Annotated in this window: 21 protein-coding genes and 1 tRNA gene; 12 read left to right on the forward strand and 10 right to left on the reverse strand. The window is 53.4% G+C overall.

Annotation, left to right across the window (positions count from 1 at the left end):
* The first annotated feature begins 95 nt into the window (after nt 1–95).
* Entirely contained in the window at nt 96–863 is a 768-nt protein-coding gene (locus tag BLR09_RS13620; protein WP_093203092.1) for an enoyl-CoA hydratase/isomerase family protein, read from the forward strand.
* A 20-nt stretch (nt 864–883) separates the two neighbouring features.
* Here the strand turns inward: BLR09_RS13620 and BLR09_RS13625 are convergent, their stop codons facing one another.
* Nucleotides 884–1,633: a hypothetical protein gene (locus tag BLR09_RS13625; RefSeq protein WP_143011087.1), complete on the reverse strand. Its 750-nt coding sequence runs from the start codon at nt 1,631–1,633 to the stop codon at nt 884–886.
* A gap of 513 nt (nt 1,634–2,146) precedes the next feature.
* Here BLR09_RS13625 and BLR09_RS13630 point away from each other — a divergent pair.
* Nucleotides 2,147–4,018: a PAS domain-containing hybrid sensor histidine kinase/response regulator gene (locus tag BLR09_RS13630; protein ID WP_176785544.1), complete on the forward strand. Its 1,872-nt coding sequence runs from the start codon at nt 2,147–2,149 to the stop codon at nt 4,016–4,018.
* The gene (locus BLR09_RS13635; protein ID WP_093203099.1) at nt 4,015–4,707 is read left to right on the forward strand and encodes a LytR/AlgR family response regulator transcription factor; all 693 of its coding nucleotides are present in this window, start codon (nt 4,015–4,017) and stop codon (nt 4,705–4,707) included. Before BLR09_RS13630 ends, BLR09_RS13635 begins: the two co-directional genes overlap by 4 nt.
* Here the strand turns inward: BLR09_RS13635 and BLR09_RS13640 are convergent, their stop codons facing one another.
* Complete coding sequence (locus BLR09_RS13640) at nt 4,708–5,172, reverse strand: Lrp/AsnC family transcriptional regulator (RefSeq protein ID WP_093204225.1); 465 nt, start codon at nt 5,170–5,172, stop codon at nt 4,708–4,710.
* A gap of 217 nt (nt 5,173–5,389) precedes the next feature.
* Between BLR09_RS13640 and BLR09_RS13645 the strand changes: the two genes are divergently transcribed.
* Nucleotides 5,390–6,334, forward strand: coding sequence for an NAD-dependent epimerase/dehydratase family protein (locus BLR09_RS13645; RefSeq protein ID WP_093203102.1), 945 nt, complete (start codon nt 5,390–5,392; stop codon nt 6,332–6,334).
* Between the two features lie 10 nt (nt 6,335–6,344).
* Nucleotides 6,345–7,544, forward strand: coding sequence for a glycine C-acetyltransferase (gene kbl, locus BLR09_RS13650; protein WP_093203105.1), 1,200 nt, complete (start codon nt 6,345–6,347; stop codon nt 7,542–7,544).
* Between the two features lie 57 nt (nt 7,545–7,601).
* Here kbl and BLR09_RS13655 read toward each other — a convergent pair whose 3' ends face one another.
* Nucleotides 7,602–8,243, reverse strand: a complete 642-nt coding sequence (locus BLR09_RS13655; protein ID WP_093203107.1) for an NUDIX hydrolase — start codon at nt 8,241–8,243, stop codon at nt 7,602–7,604.
* A 90-nt stretch (nt 8,244–8,333) separates the two neighbouring features.
* Here BLR09_RS13655 and BLR09_RS13660 point away from each other — a divergent pair, with 90 nt between their 5' ends.
* Complete coding sequence (locus BLR09_RS13660; protein WP_093203110.1) at nt 8,334–9,038, forward strand: head GIN domain-containing protein; 705 nt, start codon at nt 8,334–8,336, stop codon at nt 9,036–9,038.
* A gap of 89 nt (nt 9,039–9,127) precedes the next feature.
* On the opposite strand, the gene BLR09_RS13665 is transcribed toward BLR09_RS13660, so the two are convergent.
* The 3 genes from BLR09_RS13665 to pth all read right to left on the reverse strand — a co-directional run bounded on the left by BLR09_RS13665 (nt 9,128) and on the right by pth (nt 11,978).
* Complete coding sequence (locus BLR09_RS13665) at nt 9,128–10,468, reverse strand: M28 family metallopeptidase (RefSeq protein WP_093203112.1); 1,341 nt, start codon at nt 10,466–10,468, stop codon at nt 9,128–9,130.
* Nucleotides 10,469–10,704: 236 nt separating this feature from the next.
* The gene (locus BLR09_RS13670) at nt 10,705–11,175 is read right to left on the reverse strand and encodes a hypothetical protein (protein ID WP_143011088.1); all 471 of its coding nucleotides are present in this window, start codon (nt 11,173–11,175) and stop codon (nt 10,705–10,707) included.
* 242 nt (nt 11,176–11,417) lie between these two features.
* Entirely contained in the window at nt 11,418–11,978 is a 561-nt protein-coding gene (gene pth / locus BLR09_RS13675) for an aminoacyl-tRNA hydrolase (RefSeq protein ID WP_093203118.1), read from the reverse strand.
* A gap of 149 nt (nt 11,979–12,127) precedes the next feature.
* Here pth and pyrR point away from each other — a divergent pair, with 149 nt between their 5' ends.
* Both pyrR and BLR09_RS13685 read left to right on the forward strand, forming a co-directional pair.
* Nucleotides 12,128–12,664 (forward strand): bifunctional pyr operon transcriptional regulator/uracil phosphoribosyltransferase PyrR, encoded by a 537-nt coding sequence (gene pyrR, locus BLR09_RS13680; protein WP_093203121.1) that lies wholly within the window; start codon nt 12,128–12,130, stop codon nt 12,662–12,664.
* An 84-nt stretch (nt 12,665–12,748) separates the two neighbouring features.
* The gene (locus BLR09_RS13685) at nt 12,749–13,669 is read left to right on the forward strand and encodes an aspartate carbamoyltransferase catalytic subunit (RefSeq protein WP_093203123.1); all 921 of its coding nucleotides are present in this window, start codon (nt 12,749–12,751) and stop codon (nt 13,667–13,669) included.
* 75 nt (nt 13,670–13,744) lie between these two features.
* Here the strand turns inward: BLR09_RS13685 and BLR09_RS13690 are convergent, their stop codons facing one another.
* Both BLR09_RS13690 and BLR09_RS13695 read right to left on the reverse strand, forming a co-directional pair.
* Nucleotides 13,745–14,710 (reverse strand): sulfite exporter TauE/SafE family protein, encoded by a 966-nt coding sequence (locus BLR09_RS13690; RefSeq protein WP_093203126.1) that lies wholly within the window; start codon nt 14,708–14,710, stop codon nt 13,745–13,747.
* Between the two features lie 183 nt (nt 14,711–14,893).
* Nucleotides 14,894–15,703 (reverse strand): mechanosensitive ion channel family protein, encoded by an 810-nt coding sequence (locus tag BLR09_RS13695; RefSeq protein WP_093203128.1) that lies wholly within the window; start codon nt 15,701–15,703, stop codon nt 14,894–14,896.
* Nucleotides 15,704–15,919: 216 nt separating this feature from the next.
* Between BLR09_RS13695 and BLR09_RS13700 the strand changes: the two genes are divergently transcribed.
* From BLR09_RS13700 to BLR09_RS13715, 4 genes are all read left to right on the forward strand, one after another.
* The gene (locus tag BLR09_RS13700; protein WP_143011089.1) at nt 15,920–16,153 is read left to right on the forward strand and encodes a hypothetical protein; all 234 of its coding nucleotides are present in this window, start codon (nt 15,920–15,922) and stop codon (nt 16,151–16,153) included.
* A 30-nt stretch (nt 16,154–16,183) separates the two neighbouring features.
* On the forward strand, nt 16,184–17,398 hold the full coding sequence (locus BLR09_RS13705; protein ID WP_245689930.1) for a sterol desaturase family protein: 1,215 nt from the start codon (nt 16,184–16,186) through the stop codon (nt 17,396–17,398).
* Nucleotides 17,399–17,476: 78 nt separating this feature from the next.
* Complete coding sequence (locus BLR09_RS13710; protein ID WP_093203134.1) at nt 17,477–17,785, forward strand: hypothetical protein; 309 nt, start codon at nt 17,477–17,479, stop codon at nt 17,783–17,785.
* Nucleotides 17,786–17,835: 50 nt separating this feature from the next.
* The gene (locus BLR09_RS13715) at nt 17,836–18,933 is read left to right on the forward strand and encodes a methionine aminotransferase (protein ID WP_317039221.1); all 1,098 of its coding nucleotides are present in this window, start codon (nt 17,836–17,838) and stop codon (nt 18,931–18,933) included.
* 314 nt (nt 18,934–19,247) lie between these two features.
* Here BLR09_RS13715 and BLR09_RS13720 read toward each other — a convergent pair whose 3' ends face one another.
* A complete protein-coding gene (locus tag BLR09_RS13720; RefSeq protein WP_093203139.1) occupies nt 19,248–19,856 on the reverse strand; it encodes a redoxin domain-containing protein in 609 nt (202 codons plus the stop codon).
* Between the two features lie 45 nt (nt 19,857–19,901).
* Nucleotides 19,902–19,975, reverse strand: a tRNA-Cys gene (locus BLR09_RS13725).
* Nucleotides 19,976–20,179 lie beyond the last annotated feature (204 nt).

Consider the following 20,179-nt stretch of genomic DNA (forward strand, 5'->3'; position numbering starts at 1 on the left):
CGGTAGCCTCGTACGGTATTTCGACGCGCTTCGTGTAAATATATGGAGAACTTTCCCCATCTTCACTTCTCTTCATCTACTCCCTTAAAAACGTCATGAATTTAGTGTACGAAGTCGCCGACTCAGTCTGCCGGATTACCCTGAACCGCCCCGAAGTCTATAACGCACTTAGTCCGGAGCTGCTCAGTGAACTGACGGAAGCGATTCAGGAAGCCGGACGCGACGAGCGGGTACGGGTCATCGTCCTGACCGGAAGCGGCGAAAAAGCGTTCTGCTCCGGTGCAGATCTCAAAATCGGAATCGGTAAAGCCACCGGAATGGGGGACGTTCTGCGCGAGCGCTATATTCCGCTTATCATGGCGATGCGGTACATTCCCAAACCGATCATCGGCCGGCTCAACGGCGTAGCGGTGGGCGCCGGAGCGTCTCTGGCCCTGGCATGTGACGTCCTGGTTGCGCATTCTTCTGCTTCGATGGCTCAGTTGTTCATTCACATCGGGTTGATTCCGGACGCAGGGTCCATGTATTTTCTACCGAGACTGGTCGGTCCGAGGAAGGCCTTCGAATTGGCGACAACCGGGAAGACTGTATCCGCTGCCGAATGTCTGGAACTCGGACTGGTCAACGAAGTGGCGGACGATCTCGATGCTGCTGTCGATCGCTGGGTGAGTCTCTACCGGCAGGCGCCGACGCTCGCAGTCGGTTCGATCAAGCAATTGTTGAATGAATCGTTCTCATCCGACCTGAAAACGATGCTCAATCAGGAAGCAGAAGCACAGGATGCGATCGGTCGTACACAGGATGCAAAGGAAGGAATCAGCGCCTTTCTGCAAAAAAGAAAGCCCTCGTTTAAAGGGCTTTGATTATCAGAAAGTAGTGAATATCAGAAAGGAAACTGGGCGAGGACCTGGCCACACAGCTGCAGAAGCGAAACGGTCAGGGCCTTTTCCGGAATAACGCCGAAATGCGTCAGAAAGGAACCGGCCAGCGGCGCGACAACGAGGCTGAAGCCGAACAGCAAAAAGGATGAAAGCCGTGCTTCAATTTTCCGGCGGATCGGCCGTACGGGGCGTACGCGGTGGTTGACAAAGAACGTAGCCGGATGCACAAAAAAGGAAACGCCGAGGAACAGGGCGATACCTGCCGTTCCGACACCCGCCAGGTACAACAGGTAGAGGACGGCTGTCCGGAAGATAACTTCCACAAAGAAGGAACGACGGCTAAGGCCACCCGCTCCCAGTGAAAAGCCGAGGAGAATCGCCGGAATCACAATAACCACAACCACATCTTGCGGAAGGTACTGCGGGGCAAATGAGCTGACGAACAGGACGACCAGGCAAACCAGGATACCGATGCGGGTGGATACCCGGTGCATCCACTCCAGAAAAAGAGTCAGTCGTTCTTCCCGCCCGGCAAGTACAGCTGAGTAACTGGAGACCGTCGACCAGACGCCGAACAGCGCCGTAGCGAGCAACACAAACAGGCAGATAATAACGTGAACGTGTATAGGAGACGCCGCACCGAACCACTGCCCCGAGAGAGGTCTCGAGAGGAAAAACAAACCATATGTGGTAAGGACACCGGCGAGCTGAAAAGTAGCGGGTCTGACGGACGTAAGCGAGCGGACAAACATGACAGCGGGTCTGTTAACGAATCACCTGGGACAAATGATGTGGACGGTTGGGTGCCGTTGGTCTCGTAAATCTGCGTCTATACGTCGAGCGACCGGAACGATTTTCGACAAACTGCATAAATGAAACGTTTTTCGGCCGTTTTACGTACAAAAATAGCATGTAATTATGGAAAGTAAAAATTGTACCAGGGGAAGATTACTGCAAAAAAAATACCCCTGCCGGTTTGACGGGCAGGGGCAACTCTTAAGGATAGGTGGAATGTAATATCGTGTATAAAAACAGGGATTATGATCTGTAGCTGGTATTTTTGAGCGTTTTTGTCTCTTGTTAGAATCAAACCTAGTAAATACGGGCGGGGGCGCGGGCCGTTTTTCGATAAACGGAGGTTTTTTGAACGAATTCGGTCGCCTTTTTCTGGTTTTTGACGTATGTACGATCGGCGGGTTTGCCCCGCAGGATCACAACCGCTCGAAAGGGAGCAGAATGCAGGAATCCCCTGCCTGGGAAATAAGATGGATCTCGGATTACTGGAAGTAAACAGGGAGGACAGAATCGTCAGGGTATACGATCAGTTCTGTCGCATGGTCGGATACGAGCGGGAAGAACTGCTCGGCAGGATTGCCAGCGACTTTCTGGTTGACGAAAGCTACCGTTCCTTTGTCCTCGAACAAAACCGCAGGCGGGAAGACGGCCTGACAGGCAGCTACGAGCTGCCCGTCAGGCGAAAGGACGGGACAACCATCTGGGTATGGGTCAGTGCAGCGCCGGTATACGACGAAGACGGGCAGGTAATCGGGTCCATCGGCATCCATTATGACGCAACCGAGCAGAAACGCCTGCAGGCAGAGCTGGAAAAAGCGCGCTCCGTCGCCCGCGAGGCCCAGGTAGCCGAGCGGCAGTTTCTGGCCAATATCAGCCACGAAATCCGCACCCCGCTGAATGCCATCATCGGGATGACGCACCTGCTGTACGAAACGCGGCCGAACGACGAACAGCGCGAATATCTCGACATTCTGAAGTCGTCCTCGCATTTTCTTCATACGCTGTTGTCGGATTTGCTGGATGCTTCCGTCCTCGAAGCGGGACTGATCAAGCCGGGAGAGCAGGAGTTCGACCTTGCCCATACGCTGCATGCTATCCGGCGGATGTTTGAAATCCGCAACGAACACCGGGATCTCAGCTTCGTGACCGAGCTCGATCCCGGGGTGCCGGTCCGGTTGCTGGGCGATGAGCCGCTGCTGTATCAGGTATTGCTCAATCTTTATTCCAACGCTGAAAAATTTACCGAATCCGGTCAGGTCCGTCTGAAGGTTACCGAGGCGGCCACGCCGACCCCGCGGGAAGGCGTCCGTACGCTGGTTTTTGCCTTGTCAGACACCGGTATCGGCATGGATCCGGAGTACCTGGATGTCATCTTTGAACGGTTCCGGCAGCTTCCCGGAGAGGAAGGCGCGAAAGTAAGCGGCGCCGGTCTGGGCTTGTCGATCGTCCGCCGCCTTGTGGAGCTGCAGGGCGGAAACATACACGTCCGCAGCGTGCGGAACGAGGGGACGGTTTTCGAATTCAGGCTGCCGTTCAGGCTTCCGGGCAGTGCTGCACAGTCGCCGCATGTACCTGCTGCGTCCCTGCCTGCCGGAAAGCGAATCCTGGTCGCCGAAGACAACATCATGAACAGAAAGTATGTGGGTGGATTGCTCGACCGCTGGAAGGTAGCCTATGACCTGGCCGGAGACGGGCGGGAGGCGCTGGAAAAAGCGACGCAGGAGTCTTTCGACCTCATCCTCATGGACATACAAATGCCGTATATAGACGGGATGGAGGTAACCCGCCTGCTTCGGCATACCCGGAACCGGTTGACGCCTGTGGTCGCGTTGACGGCGTCGGTTACCGACGAGCAGCGGCGACTTTCACAGGAAGCCGGCATGGCCGGTTTTCTGACAAAACCTTTTACGCCAACCGAATTATTGGAAAAATTGAGTCAGTATTTGAACGTGTTAAGTCCCGAAGAGTGGCACTACCATCCGGAGCTGGACGGCGCCTATCTCCTAGAGTTGTACGGAGACGACTGGTCCTATGCGCATGAAATGTTTCAAACTTTTTTAAGCGACCTTCTGCCCGAATATCAAAATATGGATAATTTAGCTCAAAAAAACGACTGGGAGAACCTGGCCAGAGAGGCTCACAAGCTCAATCCGCCACTGGCGATGGTCGGGCTTACCCGGTTGCAACAGGAGCTAAAATTGCTGGAAATGCAGCTAACACAAGATAAAAGTGTGGAGGGAATCCTCGATAAAATTGTCGTGTTTCAGGACGAATTATCGCATATGGCGACTATCTTAGCCGTTGAGGTTTGCAGACTCGCCCAAAAAACCGCCGCCGCATGAAACTTAAATGTGTTATTGTTGACGATGAGCTGATGGCCCGGCTTTCTCTCGAACGATTGTGCGAAAAGCGGGACGACCTTGAAATCATCGGTATTTTTGATCAGCCCACCGAGGCATTGGCTTTCCTGCGGGAGAAACAGGTTGACCTTTTATTTCTGGACGTAGAAATGCCCGGCCTCAACGGTCTGGAGCTACTGGACCAATTGTCCTATATGCCGGATGTTATCCTGACGACATCCAAAACGGAATATGCCTACGACGCCTTTCAATATCAGGTAACCGACTACCTGAAAAAGCCTATTGCACTGCCCAGGTTTATGCAGGCGGTTGACAAGGTGCTGGAAAAGCGTCTGACCAAACCGGCGCCGCGCAGCGATCTCAACGAGATTTACGTCAAGACCGACGGGCGCTACATCCGTGTCGCGTATGACCAGATGCTTTATGTCGAAAATGTTGGGGACTATGTCAAAATACGTACTACCAGCGGGTCGCATATTGTCTACGCGACGATGAAGAATCTCGAGGAAAAACTAAATCCCAGGTTTTTCTTCCGCGTACACCGCAGTTTCATCGTCAACCTGTCCAAAATCGTGGATATTGAGGAAAACAACCTCGTCATCTCCGATAAGGTTATTCCCATCAGCCGGGCGAATAAATCCGAACTGCTGGAACGCCTGAACATCCTGTAGTTACCCGATCGGGTAACCCAGGGTGTGTTTGATTTCCTTCAGGACGAACGTACTGTTGAGGGTGCCGATGTTGTCAAGCTTCGAAAGCTTGTACTTCACAAAATCATGGTAGTCTTCCAGGGATTTCAGGTTGATCTTCAACAGAAAGTCAACCTGCCCTGCCATGTGGTAGCATTCCTGTACTTCGTCCAGCTCCTGAATTTTCTGCTCAAATTTCTCGATAAATTCTTCGTTGTGGTACCGCATGGATACCTGACAGATCACGGTTATGGGCCGTCCGATCAGGGTTTTATCCAGCACCGCCACGTACTGCCGGATATACCCGAGGTTTTCCAGCCGGCGTATCCGTTCGTATACCGGCGAGATGGTCAGGTTGAGTTCCGCGGCCAGTTCTTTGGTCGTCATTTTCGCGTCCTGCTGGAGGAGTCGCAGCAGGGTCAGATCGAGTTCGTCAAGGTGCTCCACCGGTAGGGGATTTAAGGCGCCGAAAAATTTTCCGTTCCAAACATACATCGTTCCATTCTATCAGTAACTATTGTGGTGAATAAATAGTTATGCAGTAATATTTTCCAATTGAATTCTAATTGATCCATAAATATTACTGAGAATGTAGATTTGCATCGTAACACTTCCGGGTGTTGCACAGCGGTCGGAATTCACGCATCAACAAACTGACCTCGCAATGGAAAACATTCTGATTATCGGTGCCGGCGGACAGATCGGCACCGTTCTCTGCCAGGCACTGCAGGAACGCTACGGCGAAAGCCGTGTCATCGCCTCTGACCTCCGTGTGCCGCCCAATCCCAGGGGTATTTTTGTTTCCCTGGACGCCACGCAGGTACTGGCCATCGCGGACATCGTACGGCAGTACAATGTCACCCAGATTTACCACCTCGCCGCCGTGCTTTCTGCCAGCGGAGAGGCCAACCCGATCCGGACCTGGGAGCTGAACATGCAGACGCTCCTCAATGTACTCGAGGTCGCCCGGACCTTCCGGATCAGCAAAGTATTCGTACCAAGCTCCATTGCCGTCTTCGGTGAGGATGCGCCGCATGTCAACACCCCCCAGCAGGCGTTTCTTGACCCGGCTACTGTGTATGGTATCAGCAAGGTAGCGGCAGAAAACTGGCTTCATTACTACCATACCCGGTATGGACTGGACATCCGTTCCCTCCGCTATCCGGGGGTAGTGAGCTACCAGTCGCTTCCGGGAGGCGGAACTACCGACTATGCCGTGGATATTTTCCACAAAGCCGTTCATGGACAGCCATTTACGTGTTTTTTGAAAGAAGATACCCGGTTGCCGATGATTTACATGGACGACGCGATCCGGGCTACGCTGGAGCTGATGGAAGCCGACGCGGCGCGCATTACGGTTCGCACGTCGTACAACCTCGCCGGATTAAGCTTCACGCCGGCGGAGCTGACGGCTGCCATTCAGGTGTATTATCCGTCTTTTCAGACGACCTACCAGCCCGACTTCCGGCAACAGATCGCCGAATCCTGGCCGCAGAGTATCGATGATACGCGGGCGGCTGCCGACTGGGACTGGAAACCAGCTTTCGACCTGGCGCGTATGACCGGTGAAATGATTCACCACCTGTCTGATCATTCTGTTTTAGCGTAACTCTCTGAAGATGTACGGATCCATCCAGCAAGAACTTCAACAAGAACTGGCCAACCTGAAGGAAGCCGGTTTGTATAAGTCGGAACGGATTATCGTTTCGCCCCAATCAGCCGTCATTGCCATCAAAGACGGTCGCGAGGTCCTCAATTTCTGCGCCAATAATTACCTCGGCCTTTCTTCCCACCCGGAAGTAATCCGTGCGGCGCACGAAACCATTGACAGTCACGGCTTTGGCTTGTCTTCCGTACGCTTTATCTGCGGTACGCAGAACATTCATAAGCAACTGGAAGCGGCAACAGCCGAATTCGTCGGCGCGGAAGACTGTATCCTCTATGCGGCGGCGTTCGACGCCAACGGCGGCGTATTCGAACCCCTGCTGCAGGAACAGGATGCGATTATTTCTGACGAGCTCAACCACGCCTCAATCATCGACGGTATCCGTCTCTGCAAGGCAAAACGTTTCCGGTACAAGCATAACAACATGGAGGACCTGGAAGCACAACTTCAGGCTGCTACAGGTTCCCGCCGGATTCTGATTGTTACCGACGGCGTCTTCTCGATGGACGGTACCATTGCCCAGCTCGACAAAATCTGTGACCTGGCCGATCAGTATGGCGCTATGGTGATGGTGGATGAATGCCACGCGAGCGGGTTCATGGGCGTTACCGGTCGTGGTACCCCTGAACACAAAGGCGTATTCGGCCGGATCGATATCATCACCGGAACCTACGGCAAGGCATTGGGCGGCGCGTCAGGTGGTTTTACCGCGGCGCGGAAGGAAATTGTGGAGCTGCTTCGCCAGCGTTCCCGTCCATACCTGTTCTCCAATACCCTCGCCCCGGCGATTGCGGGCGCTTCCCTCAAAGTACTGGAACTGCTGAAATCGTCGACGGCCCTGCGCGATAAACTGGAAGATAATACCCGTTTCTTCCGTCAGGAGATGACCGCGGCAGGTTTTGATATTCTCCCGGGCGAACACCCCATCGTCCCGATCATGCTGTACGATGCGCCGCTGGCGCAGCAGTTTGCGGCCCGGCTGCTCGACGAAGGAATTTACGTCATCGGGTTCTTCTACCCGGTGGTGCCCCAGGGCAAAGCCCGCATCCGGGTGCAGATTTCCGCCGGTCACGACCGGGAACACCTCGAAAAGGCTATTGCCGCTTTCCGGAAAGTAGGGGAGGAACTGGGCGTACTCAAGACCGTCGCCTGAAGAAGAATGGTTTCCCTATAGTGAGGCCGGTACCGGAAGGTGCCGGCCTCCTGTTTTTCAGGCGATTGCCTCCAGATACATGTAGATATTGAGCTGGGCCTGGCTGTTGGTTATCAGTTTGCGCGCCTGCGCAAAGGGTACGACGGCCGTCAGGATAAACTCATCATGGTCATGACCGGTGTGAACGGCGTCGTATGCGAAGATTTTTTCCCGGCTGAGTTCCAGCTCGGTATAGAAAAAGTACATGGCCTCGTCGCTCGTACCGCTGCTGGGATACAGTGGCTGCCCGTTGAGAGGTATGATTTTTTCGAAAGGAATATCAAGGCCGGTCTCCTCGCGGACTTCCCGGACGGCGACAGCCAGGGGAGTATCCGCACCGTCAACCATACCGGCGGGATGCTCATACATATAGCTGCCGTCGCAAATGCGACGCTGGCGAACAAGAAGCAGGTACTTCTCACGCGTGTCCTGGTCGATGAGGCAGGTGAGTACCATCACTACTTCGCCTTTGACAAAACACAGCGGAAGCAGCTTGTGCCCTTCAGGGGTAGTAGCGTCGAGGTTGAACAGGCCGAATAGCAGATCGCCGTCGGATTTATATTTTGTGAAAAGTTCCTCTGCGCCGTGTATACGAATTCCGTTCTGCCGGAGGTTCTTATACCAGAGCTGATATTTGTGGCTTTGTTCGTAGGAAGACATCGTTACAATTAGGGACTAAAATTGCGAACGAAGTAAGCAACCTCAGAGCGATTCCCTGCATCTTGACCACAACTTTCCTTATTACCCGTCATGAACTACCTGAAAATCCTGCCATTTGTCTGCCTCGCTGCCACGCCGGCCTGGGCGCAGCACACCAAAACGATGGACTTGTCGTCCTTCTCCAAGATCCGTATCCTTGGCTGTGTCACGGCCGAGCTTCGTCCGGGAGACGCCGCCAGCCTCAAGATTTCTGCGAAAGAAACGATCGACGACGCCCGCCTGACGGTAGAGTACAAGGGCGACGAACTCATCGTCCGCCAGAAATGGGAAAAAGATGTGTTCAAAAAAGGAGACTGCCGGACAACGGATATCCGCCTTGACCTGACCTACCTTTCAGTAGACGCCATCACGTCGGGCGTCGGCGCCGAGCTGACGTTTCTCGCTCCCGTCAAAACCCGTGATCTGGATCTGAACGCGATGACCGGTAGCCAGATCAAACTAGAAGCCGACGTCCGCAACCTGAAAGCACGGGCAGTGGAAGGGGCAATCATCCGTCTTTCCGGAAAAGCGGAAGGACAACAGGTGACCGTTACGACAGGCGGAGAGCTTCATGCCTATGACATGAACAGCGAAGACGCTTTTGTCAAGGCTAATACCGGGGGAGTAGCGGAAATCTCGACGAGCGAGCGACTGGACGCCTCGGCAAGTACCGGTGGAGCCGTTCGCTACCGCGGAAATCCTGCCAAAAGAGATGTGAAGACCAGCCTCGGCGGAGAAGTAAGCGGAGGCAAGTAATGCCTTCTGTGTATTCTGTGCTTTCTGTGAGAAAAATCAAAAAGCAGTTTCTCACAGAAAGCACAGAATACACAGAAAACAGGCATTGGTCAGGGTTTCGGGATAACCGGCAGGCTCTCATTCCCGTCTTCACCCACTGCCTGAATCGCAAAGAAGTAGGAATCACGGGAGTAGGGAAGGGTTACTGAGAGGTCTTTCGTGAAGATTTTCTTTTGCCAGAACGGCTGATACGTCTCCCGCATCAGAATATAATAGCCTTTCACTTTTCCGGCTTTCGGCGCTTTCCAGGCCAGTTTCGCATAGCTGGCAGGACCGCGGAGGTCGATCTGCACTTCTTCCGGCGCTGCCGGGGCTTTGGCAAGGTTCGCCAGCGCGGCGATATTCGCGGCCGTATTTTTCCGGAGGTATTCAAAATCCATGAACTTCTCGAGATCGCCGTATTCGGTACCGTTAGCGGTATGGATGTCCTGGTGCTGGTGATCGAAGTTCTCGTTCATTTCCGTGATGCGGACCGCGGCGAAACCGTTGTTGACGAAGGGCGTGTGGTCGCCGCCGCGCTGAAAACGATCGTTCCGGAAGATGAGTACGATCTCGAGCTGGTCGACGTACCGCTCGCCGGTTTCTTTCAGGTAGCGGGCGAGTTGCCGCGCCTTGCCGTCGCTTTCGGCCCCGATACCACGGATTTTGGCAGCCTGCTCAGCGGTTTGATAGGCGGGGAGGCCTTCGCTGAATACCCGGACACGCGTATTGTCGGAAAGAGCCGTTTCGCTGCCGAGGGACGAACCCATCGTGTCGTTGTTCAGAACGGCTTCAATAAGAGTCTTGTTTTCGAAGGCCTGTTTGGCGAAGTACTCGGCACCGTAAAGGCCCTGCTCTTCGCCGCTGACGACCAGGAAAATGACTGTCGCCGGGAATTTCGACGCTGAAAGCAGACGGGCTGCTTCGAGAACAGTCGCAACGCCTGAGCCGTCATCATTCGCGCCGGGAGCGTCAATATCCCGGTTCATGATGTCAAACGCGCGGGAATCGAGGTGAGCGGAGATGACAAATACCCGGGAATCCGCCGGATCGGTGCCTTTGAGCGTAGCCACGACATTGGCAATGTCATGGTCTTTGTCGATGCGGCGTTCGCCGGCCTTGAGTGTCCAGGTCTGGAGGTCGGCTGTGAGGCGACCTCCGGAGGTCTTTCCGAACTGGCGAAAGCGGGACAGTACCCAATTTCGGGCCGCGCCGATGCCTTTACCGGCGTCGGAAGTCGTGCTGAGGGTATGCCGTGTACCGAATGATACCAGTTTGTGAACGGTAGACCGCAGGGAGTCGGCCGAAACACGGCTGACGTACTGACTGATTTCCGGATCACGGACAACAATCTGCTGCGCAGAAGCGGAGGTAACCGACAGGGAGAGAAGGAAAATAAAGCGCCGGAACATACAAAGTTTGTTTTTCAGTGTGGGGACAAGATAGGCAGGGAAATTGGCTTTCGGCGACCGGCAGTCAGCTTTCGGCTTTCGACAACGATTCGCTGGCTGTGCGCCTTGTTGCCATTATGTTGACGGCCGAAAGCTGATTGCCGACGGCCAAAAACAAAATAAGGCCGAGCGAAACGCTCAACCTTATCCCACTTAACCTCTAAACCTATTTTACTATGAAAAAACGCTAACCTCTCTCAATATCCATGTACCTGAATCACTGTCATTACCTCAACCTTCTCTGTGACCGGTACGGGAGCTTCGTCGTGCTGGATTCCGCTCCAAATGCCTTTGATGGACTCCGACTTAATACTTAGCCAATATATCCAAAAATTGGCCTCGTTGTTATGCAAGTTTATCAATTGATTGCGGACTTCCTCAAAATTGATAAAAAACTTCTGTTGCTCGCTGAGACCGTATTTCAGCAGACCGGCCGGAGCCGTTTCGTACTGATTGAGTACTTCGCATAACTCACGGAAAGTACCCGTCTTGTAAAAGGATTTCGCTTCCGCTTTAACAAAAGATTCAAACTCCTTGTTCCTACTCGCCGGCTCTTCTTTCGTATGGATAATCTGCGAAATTTTTCCGGAGGGAGCTCCACTCAGACTGCCCGTTGCAACTCCCATCAGAACCGATAGCAAAGTTACAAACATTTTGGGAGACTTCATGGTATTTTACAATTTGCTTGTCCTTCTTTGACGATGCAAAACTAGGGACGATAAGCTTATAATCCAAACGGGTATTTTGCGAGGTTCGAAATTTTCTTCGGAATAAAATGCTAATAATTAATTCAATATAGGAAAACAGGGGGCTTTTTTGGGAGATTGGTGAAATATTATTCTGCAACTTTCCGAAGAAACCGGGCAATTCTTTCTTCTGGAAAAAATGCAAAATTCTTTAAATAGTTCTATCATTCGTTAAAATTATTCATCGTCTGTTCCGTGCCCAAAGTGCAAAAACTACGGATGATATCGGCTGCCTTGTCCAGGCGCTCGGGGAGAAAGTCGAATTCGGCTTTCGGAAACTCGCCCAGAACGTAGTCGACCTGCCGTCCTTTGGGGAAGTCGCTTCCGACGCCGAACTTCAGCCGCGCATACTGGTCAGTGCCCAAAATCTCCTGAATATTACGGAGCCCGTTGTGCCCGGCATGTGAGCCTTTCGGGCGTACGCGCAGCTTGCCGAAGGGAAGGGCGATGTCATCGGTAATAACCATGAAATGTTCAACCGGAATTTTAAGCTCCTTCAGCCAGTAGTTGACGGCCTTGCCGCTGAGGTTCATGTAGGTCGTCGGCTTGATGAGGTATACCGAACGCCCTTTGAACTTATATTCGGCCCCGTAAGCCAGTCGCCCGAGGTCAAATTTCAGCCCTTCCTGCGCCGCAAGACGGTCGAGAACCATAAAACCGACGTTGTGCCGGGTGAGTGCATATTCCGGTCCGATGTTGCCAAGGCCGGCGATGAGGTATTTCATGCGTAAACTGACTTGTCGGAATTCCCGGATAATAATCGGCCGCTACCGGCTCGTTGTCAGGGATTCCCGGATAATTTCGGAATGATGCCGCGAATTTCGCCCTTCCGGATTCCCAATTCCTAATTTCGTTTGCCTAATTTTGCAGCGCTATGCAGCGACGTTTGCTTCTTGCCAGTCCATTGCTCGAGATAACCGTAAGCCGGTTGTGTCAGCAACTCATTGAAAATCACCAGACATTTGCCGACTCCGTGATCCTGGGTCTGCAACCGCGCGGTATTCACATCGCCAAGCGGATTCACCGGGAGCTGGAGGAGACGACCGGGCGGTCTATTCCGTTCGGATGGCTGGATGCGACTTTCCACCGGGATGACTTCCGGAGAAGAGAGTCGATTGTTCGCCCGAATCAGACCAAAATTCCTTTTACCATCGAAGGAAAACGCGTCATCCTCGTCGACGATGTCATTGCCACCGGCCGCATGGTCCGGGCTGCACTCGACGCGATGACGTTTTTCGGCCGTCCTGAAAAGGTAGAACTCCTCGTGCTGATCGACCGGAGCTATAACCGGGATATTCCCGTTTCCCCCGATTATACCGGCATGCGGGTGAATACCCTCGACACCCAGAAGGTGGTCGTCGAATGGACCGAACAGGGCCATGAAAAAGATGGTATCTGGTTGAGTGACTAAAGCGAACCCCTTCTTTTCAGGAGGGGCTTTTTTTGATCATACCGGTCAGGCCGGCATCGGACTGACCCTAATTTCCCTGCTAACGTGCTAAGTACGCGACACCTACTAGGCATCAAAGACCTCACTGAAGAGGATATTCAGCTTATTTTTCAGACTGCCGACGAGTTTAAGGAAGTCCTCAACCGGCCGATCAAGAAGGTCCCGTCTCTTCGGGATATCACGATCGCCAATGTCTTCTTCGAAAACTCGACACGGACGCGCCTTTCCTTCGAACTGGCGGAAAAGCGTCTTTCCGCGGATGTCGTCAACTTTTCTTCTTCCGGAAGTTCGGTGAAGAAAGGGGAGACGCTGCTTGATACGGTCAACAACATTCTGGCGATGAAGGTAGACCTGATCGTGATGCGCCACAGTTCGCCGGGCGCGCCGCATTACCTGGCTTCACGGATTCCGGCCAATGTGGTTAATGCGGGCGACGGCACCCACGAACACCCGACTCAGGCCCTGCTGGATGCCTTTTCGATCCGGGAAAAGCTGGGCGATGTAGCCGGGAAGAAGGTAGCCATCATCGGCGATATCCTTCACTCGCGGGTGGCACTATCCAATATTTTCTGCCTGAAGAAACTGGGTGCGGAAGTGATGGTGTGCGGGCCGAGTACCCTGATCCCGCGTTATATCCGCGAGCTGGGCGTGCTGGTATCGCACGATGTGCGTCAGGCGCTGAGTTGGTGCGATGTTGCCAACGTACTCCGGATTCAGCTCGAACGGCTTCAGGTGAAGTACTTCCCCAGTCTCCGCGAGTATTCCCTGTACTACGGCATTACGAAGGCGATGCTGGATGAGCTGGATAAGCCGATCGTCCTGATGCACCCGGGACCGATCAACCGGGGCGTTGAATTGAGTTCCGACGCCGCCGACTCTGCCGATCACTCGATTATCCTCAATCAGGTCGAAAACGGCGTGGCGACGCGGATGGCGGTTTTGTACCTGCTGGCGGCGAACAGATAGCGTTTTTCAATGGATATAGAAGCAAAAAGAGACCGGAATACTCCGGTCTCTTTTTGCTTTTATGTCCCGGAAAGGTTATCCGATCAGTCGTTTCAGGCTTGCGAGAATCACCACAATACCCACCAGAATCATCATCGCCTTCACCGGCAACTTGCTGGCCAGCCGGGCGGCGATCGGTGCTGCCACCATACCTCCCAGAATCAGCCCGGCGATGACCTGCCATTGCGAGAGGCCGATCACAAAAAAGAAAGTGAGAGACGAGGAAAAGGAGATGAAAAACTCCGCGAGGTTCACCGATCCGACGGTATACCGCGGGTGCCGGCCGGAAGCGATGAGCGTCGAGGAAACAATAGGACCCCAGCCGCCGCCGCCAATCGAATCCATGAAACCGCCAAACCACGCCAGCGGGCCGATGAGCTTGATCGGCTTCTTTTTCTGACGTTTGACGAGGGCTTTCCGGATGATGATAATCCCGAGAATCAGGGTATAGGCCGATACAGCGGGTTTTACATACCGCATGTATTCTTCCAGAACCGACGAAAGCAGGTAGGCGCCGAGTACCGCGCCAATCACGCCGGGAATCAGGATAACCTTGAAAAGCTTGGCGTTGACGTTGCCATACTTCAGGTGCATGTAGCCGGAAACGCCGGACGTAAAGATCTCAGAAGTATGCACACTCATGGAAATGACAGCCGGAGAAACGCCGACGTTCCCAAGAAAGGTAGCCGCTGTTACGCCATAGGCCATGCCCAGGGCGCCGTCGACCAGCTGAGCGATAAACCCGCCTGCGATGTAGTACAGGATATCGACGGTAATGGAATTGAAGGCATTGGTAATGGAATCAACGGTGACGAATGTCAGCAGCAGGTGCCCGACTACCATCAGCGCTATGGCGTTGAAGATATGGATGATCACTTCCGCCGGCTTACGTTCGCGTTTCCAGAGCGTCACAATGGCTTCTTCGAACGGATTTTTCCGCGATTTTTTCTTCGGAACGTGCTGCACGGAAGGGACTTCTGCTTCTGTAGTCGGAGACTCCATAGAAAATAGTTTACCTACAAAAATAGTAGACTAACTCTTACTCCACCAAAACAGTAGAATATTAAATTCAGGCACGCAAAAGAGAATAAAGGTATCTCTTTGATTATCAGCATGTTGAATAGTAAATAAAAAGAGAGCGGGGCGCATAGCGCTCCGCTCTCTTTGGTCGGTTGCCGGTCAGGCTCAGCCTTTCTGGACAACATGCAGCCAGCGTTCGGGGGCTTCAATTCCCGTCAGATCGAACTGGCGTTTGATGTGTTCGTTTACATAATAATAGGTATCCCAGTAGTTGTCCGGATGCGTCCATACCCGGACGTCATAATACACGGCGTTGGGTTCCAGTTTGGTAACCAGGATATCGTGCGCTTTGTCTTTAAGTGCAGTGGGACAGGTATCTACGACCGTCTGAATGGCTGATTTCGTCTTGTCCAGGGAGTTCTGGCTGCCGACGCCGAAGACCATATCCACCCGGATAAGGCCTTTGCCGGAGATATTGGTAACCGAGCCGGTTGAAAGCGCGCCGTTCGGCAGGATGATCGTTTTGTTGTCGGGCGTTACGAGCAGGGTATTGAAAATCTGGATTGCCTCCACATGGCCGGTGAAGCCCTGGGCATTGATGAGGTCGCCTACGCGGAACGGCTTGAAAATCAGAATCAATACGCCACCCGCGAAGTTGGCGAGACTACCTTGCAGCGCCAGACCTACGGCCAGACCGGCGGCGCCGAGTACGGCTACAAAGGAGGTCGTTTCAATGCCCAGAATACCCGCGCAGCTCAGCAACAGCATCACGTTGAGCATGACTGTTACCAGCGAGAGCAAAAAGGGCTGTACGTCCCGGTCAATCTTGCTCTGGGTCATCCGGGCGGAAATAAATTTCGATAACCTGCCGATGATGAAGCGGCCAATGATGAAGGCGATCAGCGCCAGCAGGATTTTCCCGCCGTAATTGGAAATGGCTAAAAACACGGCGGTCTTGATACTTTCCAGATTCATGTCAGATCAGGTTTATGTGCGTTGAATACGAGTGGAATTTGTTCCACGAAAAGATACCGGAAATTATCACGTAATGCAGAGGGTTCGTCGCTGTTTTTCGATGAGCAGGACTGACAATCAGATAACTGGCAGCAGATTCACATTTTTTCACAAATAATCTATCTATTTTATAGGATAAATAGATTTAATTTGCGGCGGTACTTCACCAACAATGCCATGAATCATACCGAACTCCGCCTGCGTGTCTTTGGAACGTCACGTAAGCCGCTTGTCCACGATATTCTGAATGCGATTGTCCGCCGAAAAGGAAACCGGATCCGCCAGCTTGACTTCAGCTGGCTCAACAATTCCCAGCGGGGTATCCTGAACATCGAATCGCAGGAACCCCAGGAAAGCCTCATCCGGCGCATCGCCGCGGTAGAGGGAGTACTGAAAGTTTTTCCGGCCTGATCCGGCGCCCTTGCATACAACTGACCACTTATGAACGGATTGGAAATCAATATTTTAGCTTTTGCCATTCCTCTTTTTACCGGGCTGATCGGCCTGGAATATATCCTTTCCCGCCGTATGGGAAAGGATGTACACCAGTTTGCGGACTCGGCTACGAACGTAGGTGTCGGGCTTTCCGAGCGTCTGTTTGACCTGTACACGAGTAGTCTCTTTTTCTACGTCTTTACGTTCATCTATACCCATTTCCGGATTTTCACCTTCGAAGCCGGCTTCTGGACGTTTATCCTGCTGTTTCTGCTGACGGACTTTGTCTGGTACTGGTACCACCGTCTGGCGCATGAAATCAACCTCTTCTGGGGTGTGCATGTGGTTCACCATCAGAGTGAAGAATTTAATTATACGGTTTCGACGCGGATTACGGTTTTTCAGGCGATTGTCCGCGGAGGATTCTGGAGCGTACTGCCGCTGGCGGGGTTTCCGCCGGATATGATCACGGTGTTGCTGCTGGTACACGGCGCCTATCCGTTCTTCACGCATACGCGCCTGGTGGGCAAACTCGGCTGGCTGGAATATATCCTGGTCACGCCTTCTCACCATCGTGTTCACCACGCCAGCAACGAGCTGTACCTCGATAAAAACTATGGCGATGTCCTCATTATCTGGGACAAACTATTCGGTACTTATCAGGAAGAAACCGAGGAGCCGGTATACGGCCTCACCAAACCGCTGAAGAGCTATAGCTTTCTCTGGCAGCATTTTCACTTTTTACTGGAGATCGGGCAGTCTGTCCGGAAAACCAGCGGCTGGTGGAACAAGGTGAAAGTAGTGTTCGGGCCGCCCTCCGCGTTTGATCCAACCGTACGCGGCGAGCTGGAGGAGATTTTTCTTTCCCGGCAGCCGGAGGTTGTGGTCAGCCGACGAATGCGGTTTTATATTATTGCGCAGCTGGCGATTACCTCGGCCGTGTTGTTCTTTCTGATTTTGTTTGATACCTATTGGCCGTCGTCGATTCTGACTGGCGCCGGGGCATTTATCCTCCTGAGCCTCATTAACATAGGAGCGATCCTCGAAAAGAAAACCTGGGTACTGTACCTCGAATACGCGCGGGTCAGCGTGATTATTCTCACCGCTTATGGGCTGACGGGTAATCAATGGCTGCTGGTGGGGTTGAACCTGGCGAGTATTGTCTTCCTGTTTTTGTCGAATTTTCTCCGGAAGCAATACGTCCAGTGGGTCTATAGCTGAGTTTTTTTCGAAGGAAGAAAGCAGGATAGGCGCGTGATCGTGTAACTTGTCGGCTGACTCATCAATCCGTTTTCCGTCATGGCCCAATCTTCCGAAGAGACGCTCGTGAGCGTTCTCAGTTCCCTGAAAGACGAAGGATTTACCCTCGATTTTAACCTGACGCAGGACTGTCTGGAATGTGACGATATCCGGCTCCATCCCCAGGATTTTGAAATTGTCAGGACGATCCGGCTCGAGGGAGAATCCGACCCGGACGATAACCTGATCGTCTATGCCATCGAATCCCGGCAGGGGCAGAAAGGTACCCTGCTGACTCCCTATGGCGTTTATGCGGATGAGAGCCGCAGCGCCGACCTTGTAGCGAAACTATCCGTGACCAGAGAGTAACTATGTTGCAGAGTAAGCTCCCTCATGTGGGGACCACCATATTCACCGTAATGTCGGGCCTGGCGAATGAGCACCAGGCCCTTAATTTGTCTCAGGGATTTCCGGGATTTGACTGCGACCCCGCGCTGTCGGAGCTCGTCGCGAAATATACCCGCGGCGGCTTCAACCAATATGCGCCGATGACCGGCGTGCCGCCGTTGCGACAGGCGCTCGCAGCGAAGGCCGTGTCCGTTTTTGGCCTGACGTACGACCCGGATACCGAAGTGACTGTGACCTCCGGCGCTACCGAGGCGCTGTTTGCGGCGCTTACAGCGGTGATCCGGCCGGGAGACGAAGTTCTGATCTTCGAACCGGCGTACGATTCCTATGCGCCAGCAATCGAACTAAATGGAGGTATTCCGGTATACATCACGCCGGAAGGACCGGCATATGCGATCGACTGGACGGCAGTGGCCGGGAAGATATCTTCCCGTACCCGCGCTGTCATCGTCAATACGCCCCATAACCCGACGGGCTATGTCTGGACACAGGCCGACCTCGATGCGCTGGCAGCGCTGCTGAAACCGCTTGATGCCTGGGTCGTGTCGGATGAAGTATACGAGCACATTACGTTTGATAGCCAGCCGCATCTTTCTCCGGCGTCACACCCGGATCTGAAGGACCGCACGTTTCTCTGCGGCTCGCTCGGCAAGACCTTTCACGTAACGGGCTGGAAAATCGGTTTTTGCCTGGCTCCGAAAGCACTGTCGGCCGAGTTCCGGAAAATCCACCAATACCTTACCTTCAGTACCGTAACGCCCGTGCAATACGCGCTGGCGGAGTACCTCGGTAATCCGGAGCATTACCTTACTGTCGCGGCTTTTTATCAGCGGAAGCGCGATCTTTTCGTGCAGGCGCTGGAGGCCTCCGCTTTCCGGTTTGTACCTTCTCAGGGAACGTTTTTTCAGAATGTTTCCTACGGCCATTTGAGTCAGGAAAACGACTATGATCTCGCCGTGCGGCTGACGAAGCAGATCGGCGTGGCGTCCATACCGGTCTCGGTCTTTTACCACCGGAAGGACGACCACAAGCAATTGCGGTTCTGTTTTGCCAAGGATGACACCATGCTGCTGGAAGCGGCCGAACGACTCTCCCGCCTTTCCTGGTAAACAAAAATGCCGCCGGAAAATCCAGCGGCATTTCTCACCTTGATTGCATACACACTTACTTACTTTCAGCTCGCCGGTTGGCCGGCGTGCGTGGCTTCCGGCCTTTAACGGGCCGGTCGGCGTTCACATCGCGGGTGAAACCGTGAATGGGATTTATACCGGGGCGGTGGAAAATACGCAGGACATTGCTTTCGCACGCGGACCCCGGAGGATACAGGTCAATGCTGGCCCTGGTCGTGCCGTCTGGCAGACCGCCGGGAGTTTGGCGTGATTCGGAAGGAAGACATAGTTCAGTTGATGAAAAGAAAAAAAGCTTATCGGGCGTGGTAGAGCGCGGTGAGCAGCTCGCGGGCATCGCAGGTCAGCTCCAGGTTTTCGTCCACAAAATCAAAAACAATCTGCCGCTGCCGGTCGATGACATAGACCGCCGGGATGTACGCGTCATCCGAAATACCCGATACCCGTTCCCAAAGCGGGTGCGAATCGGAATAAACGCCGAAGCTCCCGGCGATCTGGTTGTACCGGTCATAGGCCAGGTTGAAATCCAGATCCTCCTGCTCAGCCAGCTGTTGCAACAGCGGACCCGGCTCGTTCGATAACACGAGCAGTTCGCCGCCCAAACCGCGGATATTCTGGTACAGTTGCTGCAGGTAATGCAGGTGTTTCGGCGCGTAAGCGTTCCAGCAGGGGCAATAAAAGCTCAGTACGAGGGGGCGTTCCTGCACCAGCTGACCCAATGTCAGCTCTTCGTCCCCGCGGGCAGCGAGGCGGGCGTTCCAGACTCCGGACGTAGCGCGGAGCTGGAAAGAAGGCGCCTGCTGACCCTTGACCAGCGGGCTGGTCCGCTCCGGACGCCGGGCCGGGAGGGGTTTCGCTTTGAGGGAAGTAATATTTCCCAGTTCGTCTTCGATCTCGTACAACATAATCAACAGCGGAATAATAGAATCTTCGGTCTTGGGGTGATCCGGTGGTGGCTGCGGCGGGACTCGAACCCGCGTCGGAGGCTTTGCAGGCCTCTGCCTCACCACTCGACCACGCAGCCCGTGTAGCACATCACAAACATAGTAAAATATATTCTCTATAGAAATAGTAGGTTAATAAATTTTTATGAAAATCTTCGTTTGCGTTGAGTATCAGGGGAAAAATCAAAATCCGATTTCTGTGAAGTCTGTGTAGTCTGTGAGAAAACAAATCATGTTCTCACAGACTACACAGACTTCACAGAAAAAAGGGGCTGCTCTTGTGG

The organism is Siphonobacter aquaeclarae (assembly GCF_900103285.1).
In the GTDB taxonomy this organism is placed as follows: Bacteria; Bacteroidota; Bacteroidia; order Cytophagales; family Spirosomataceae; genus Siphonobacter; species Siphonobacter aquaeclarae.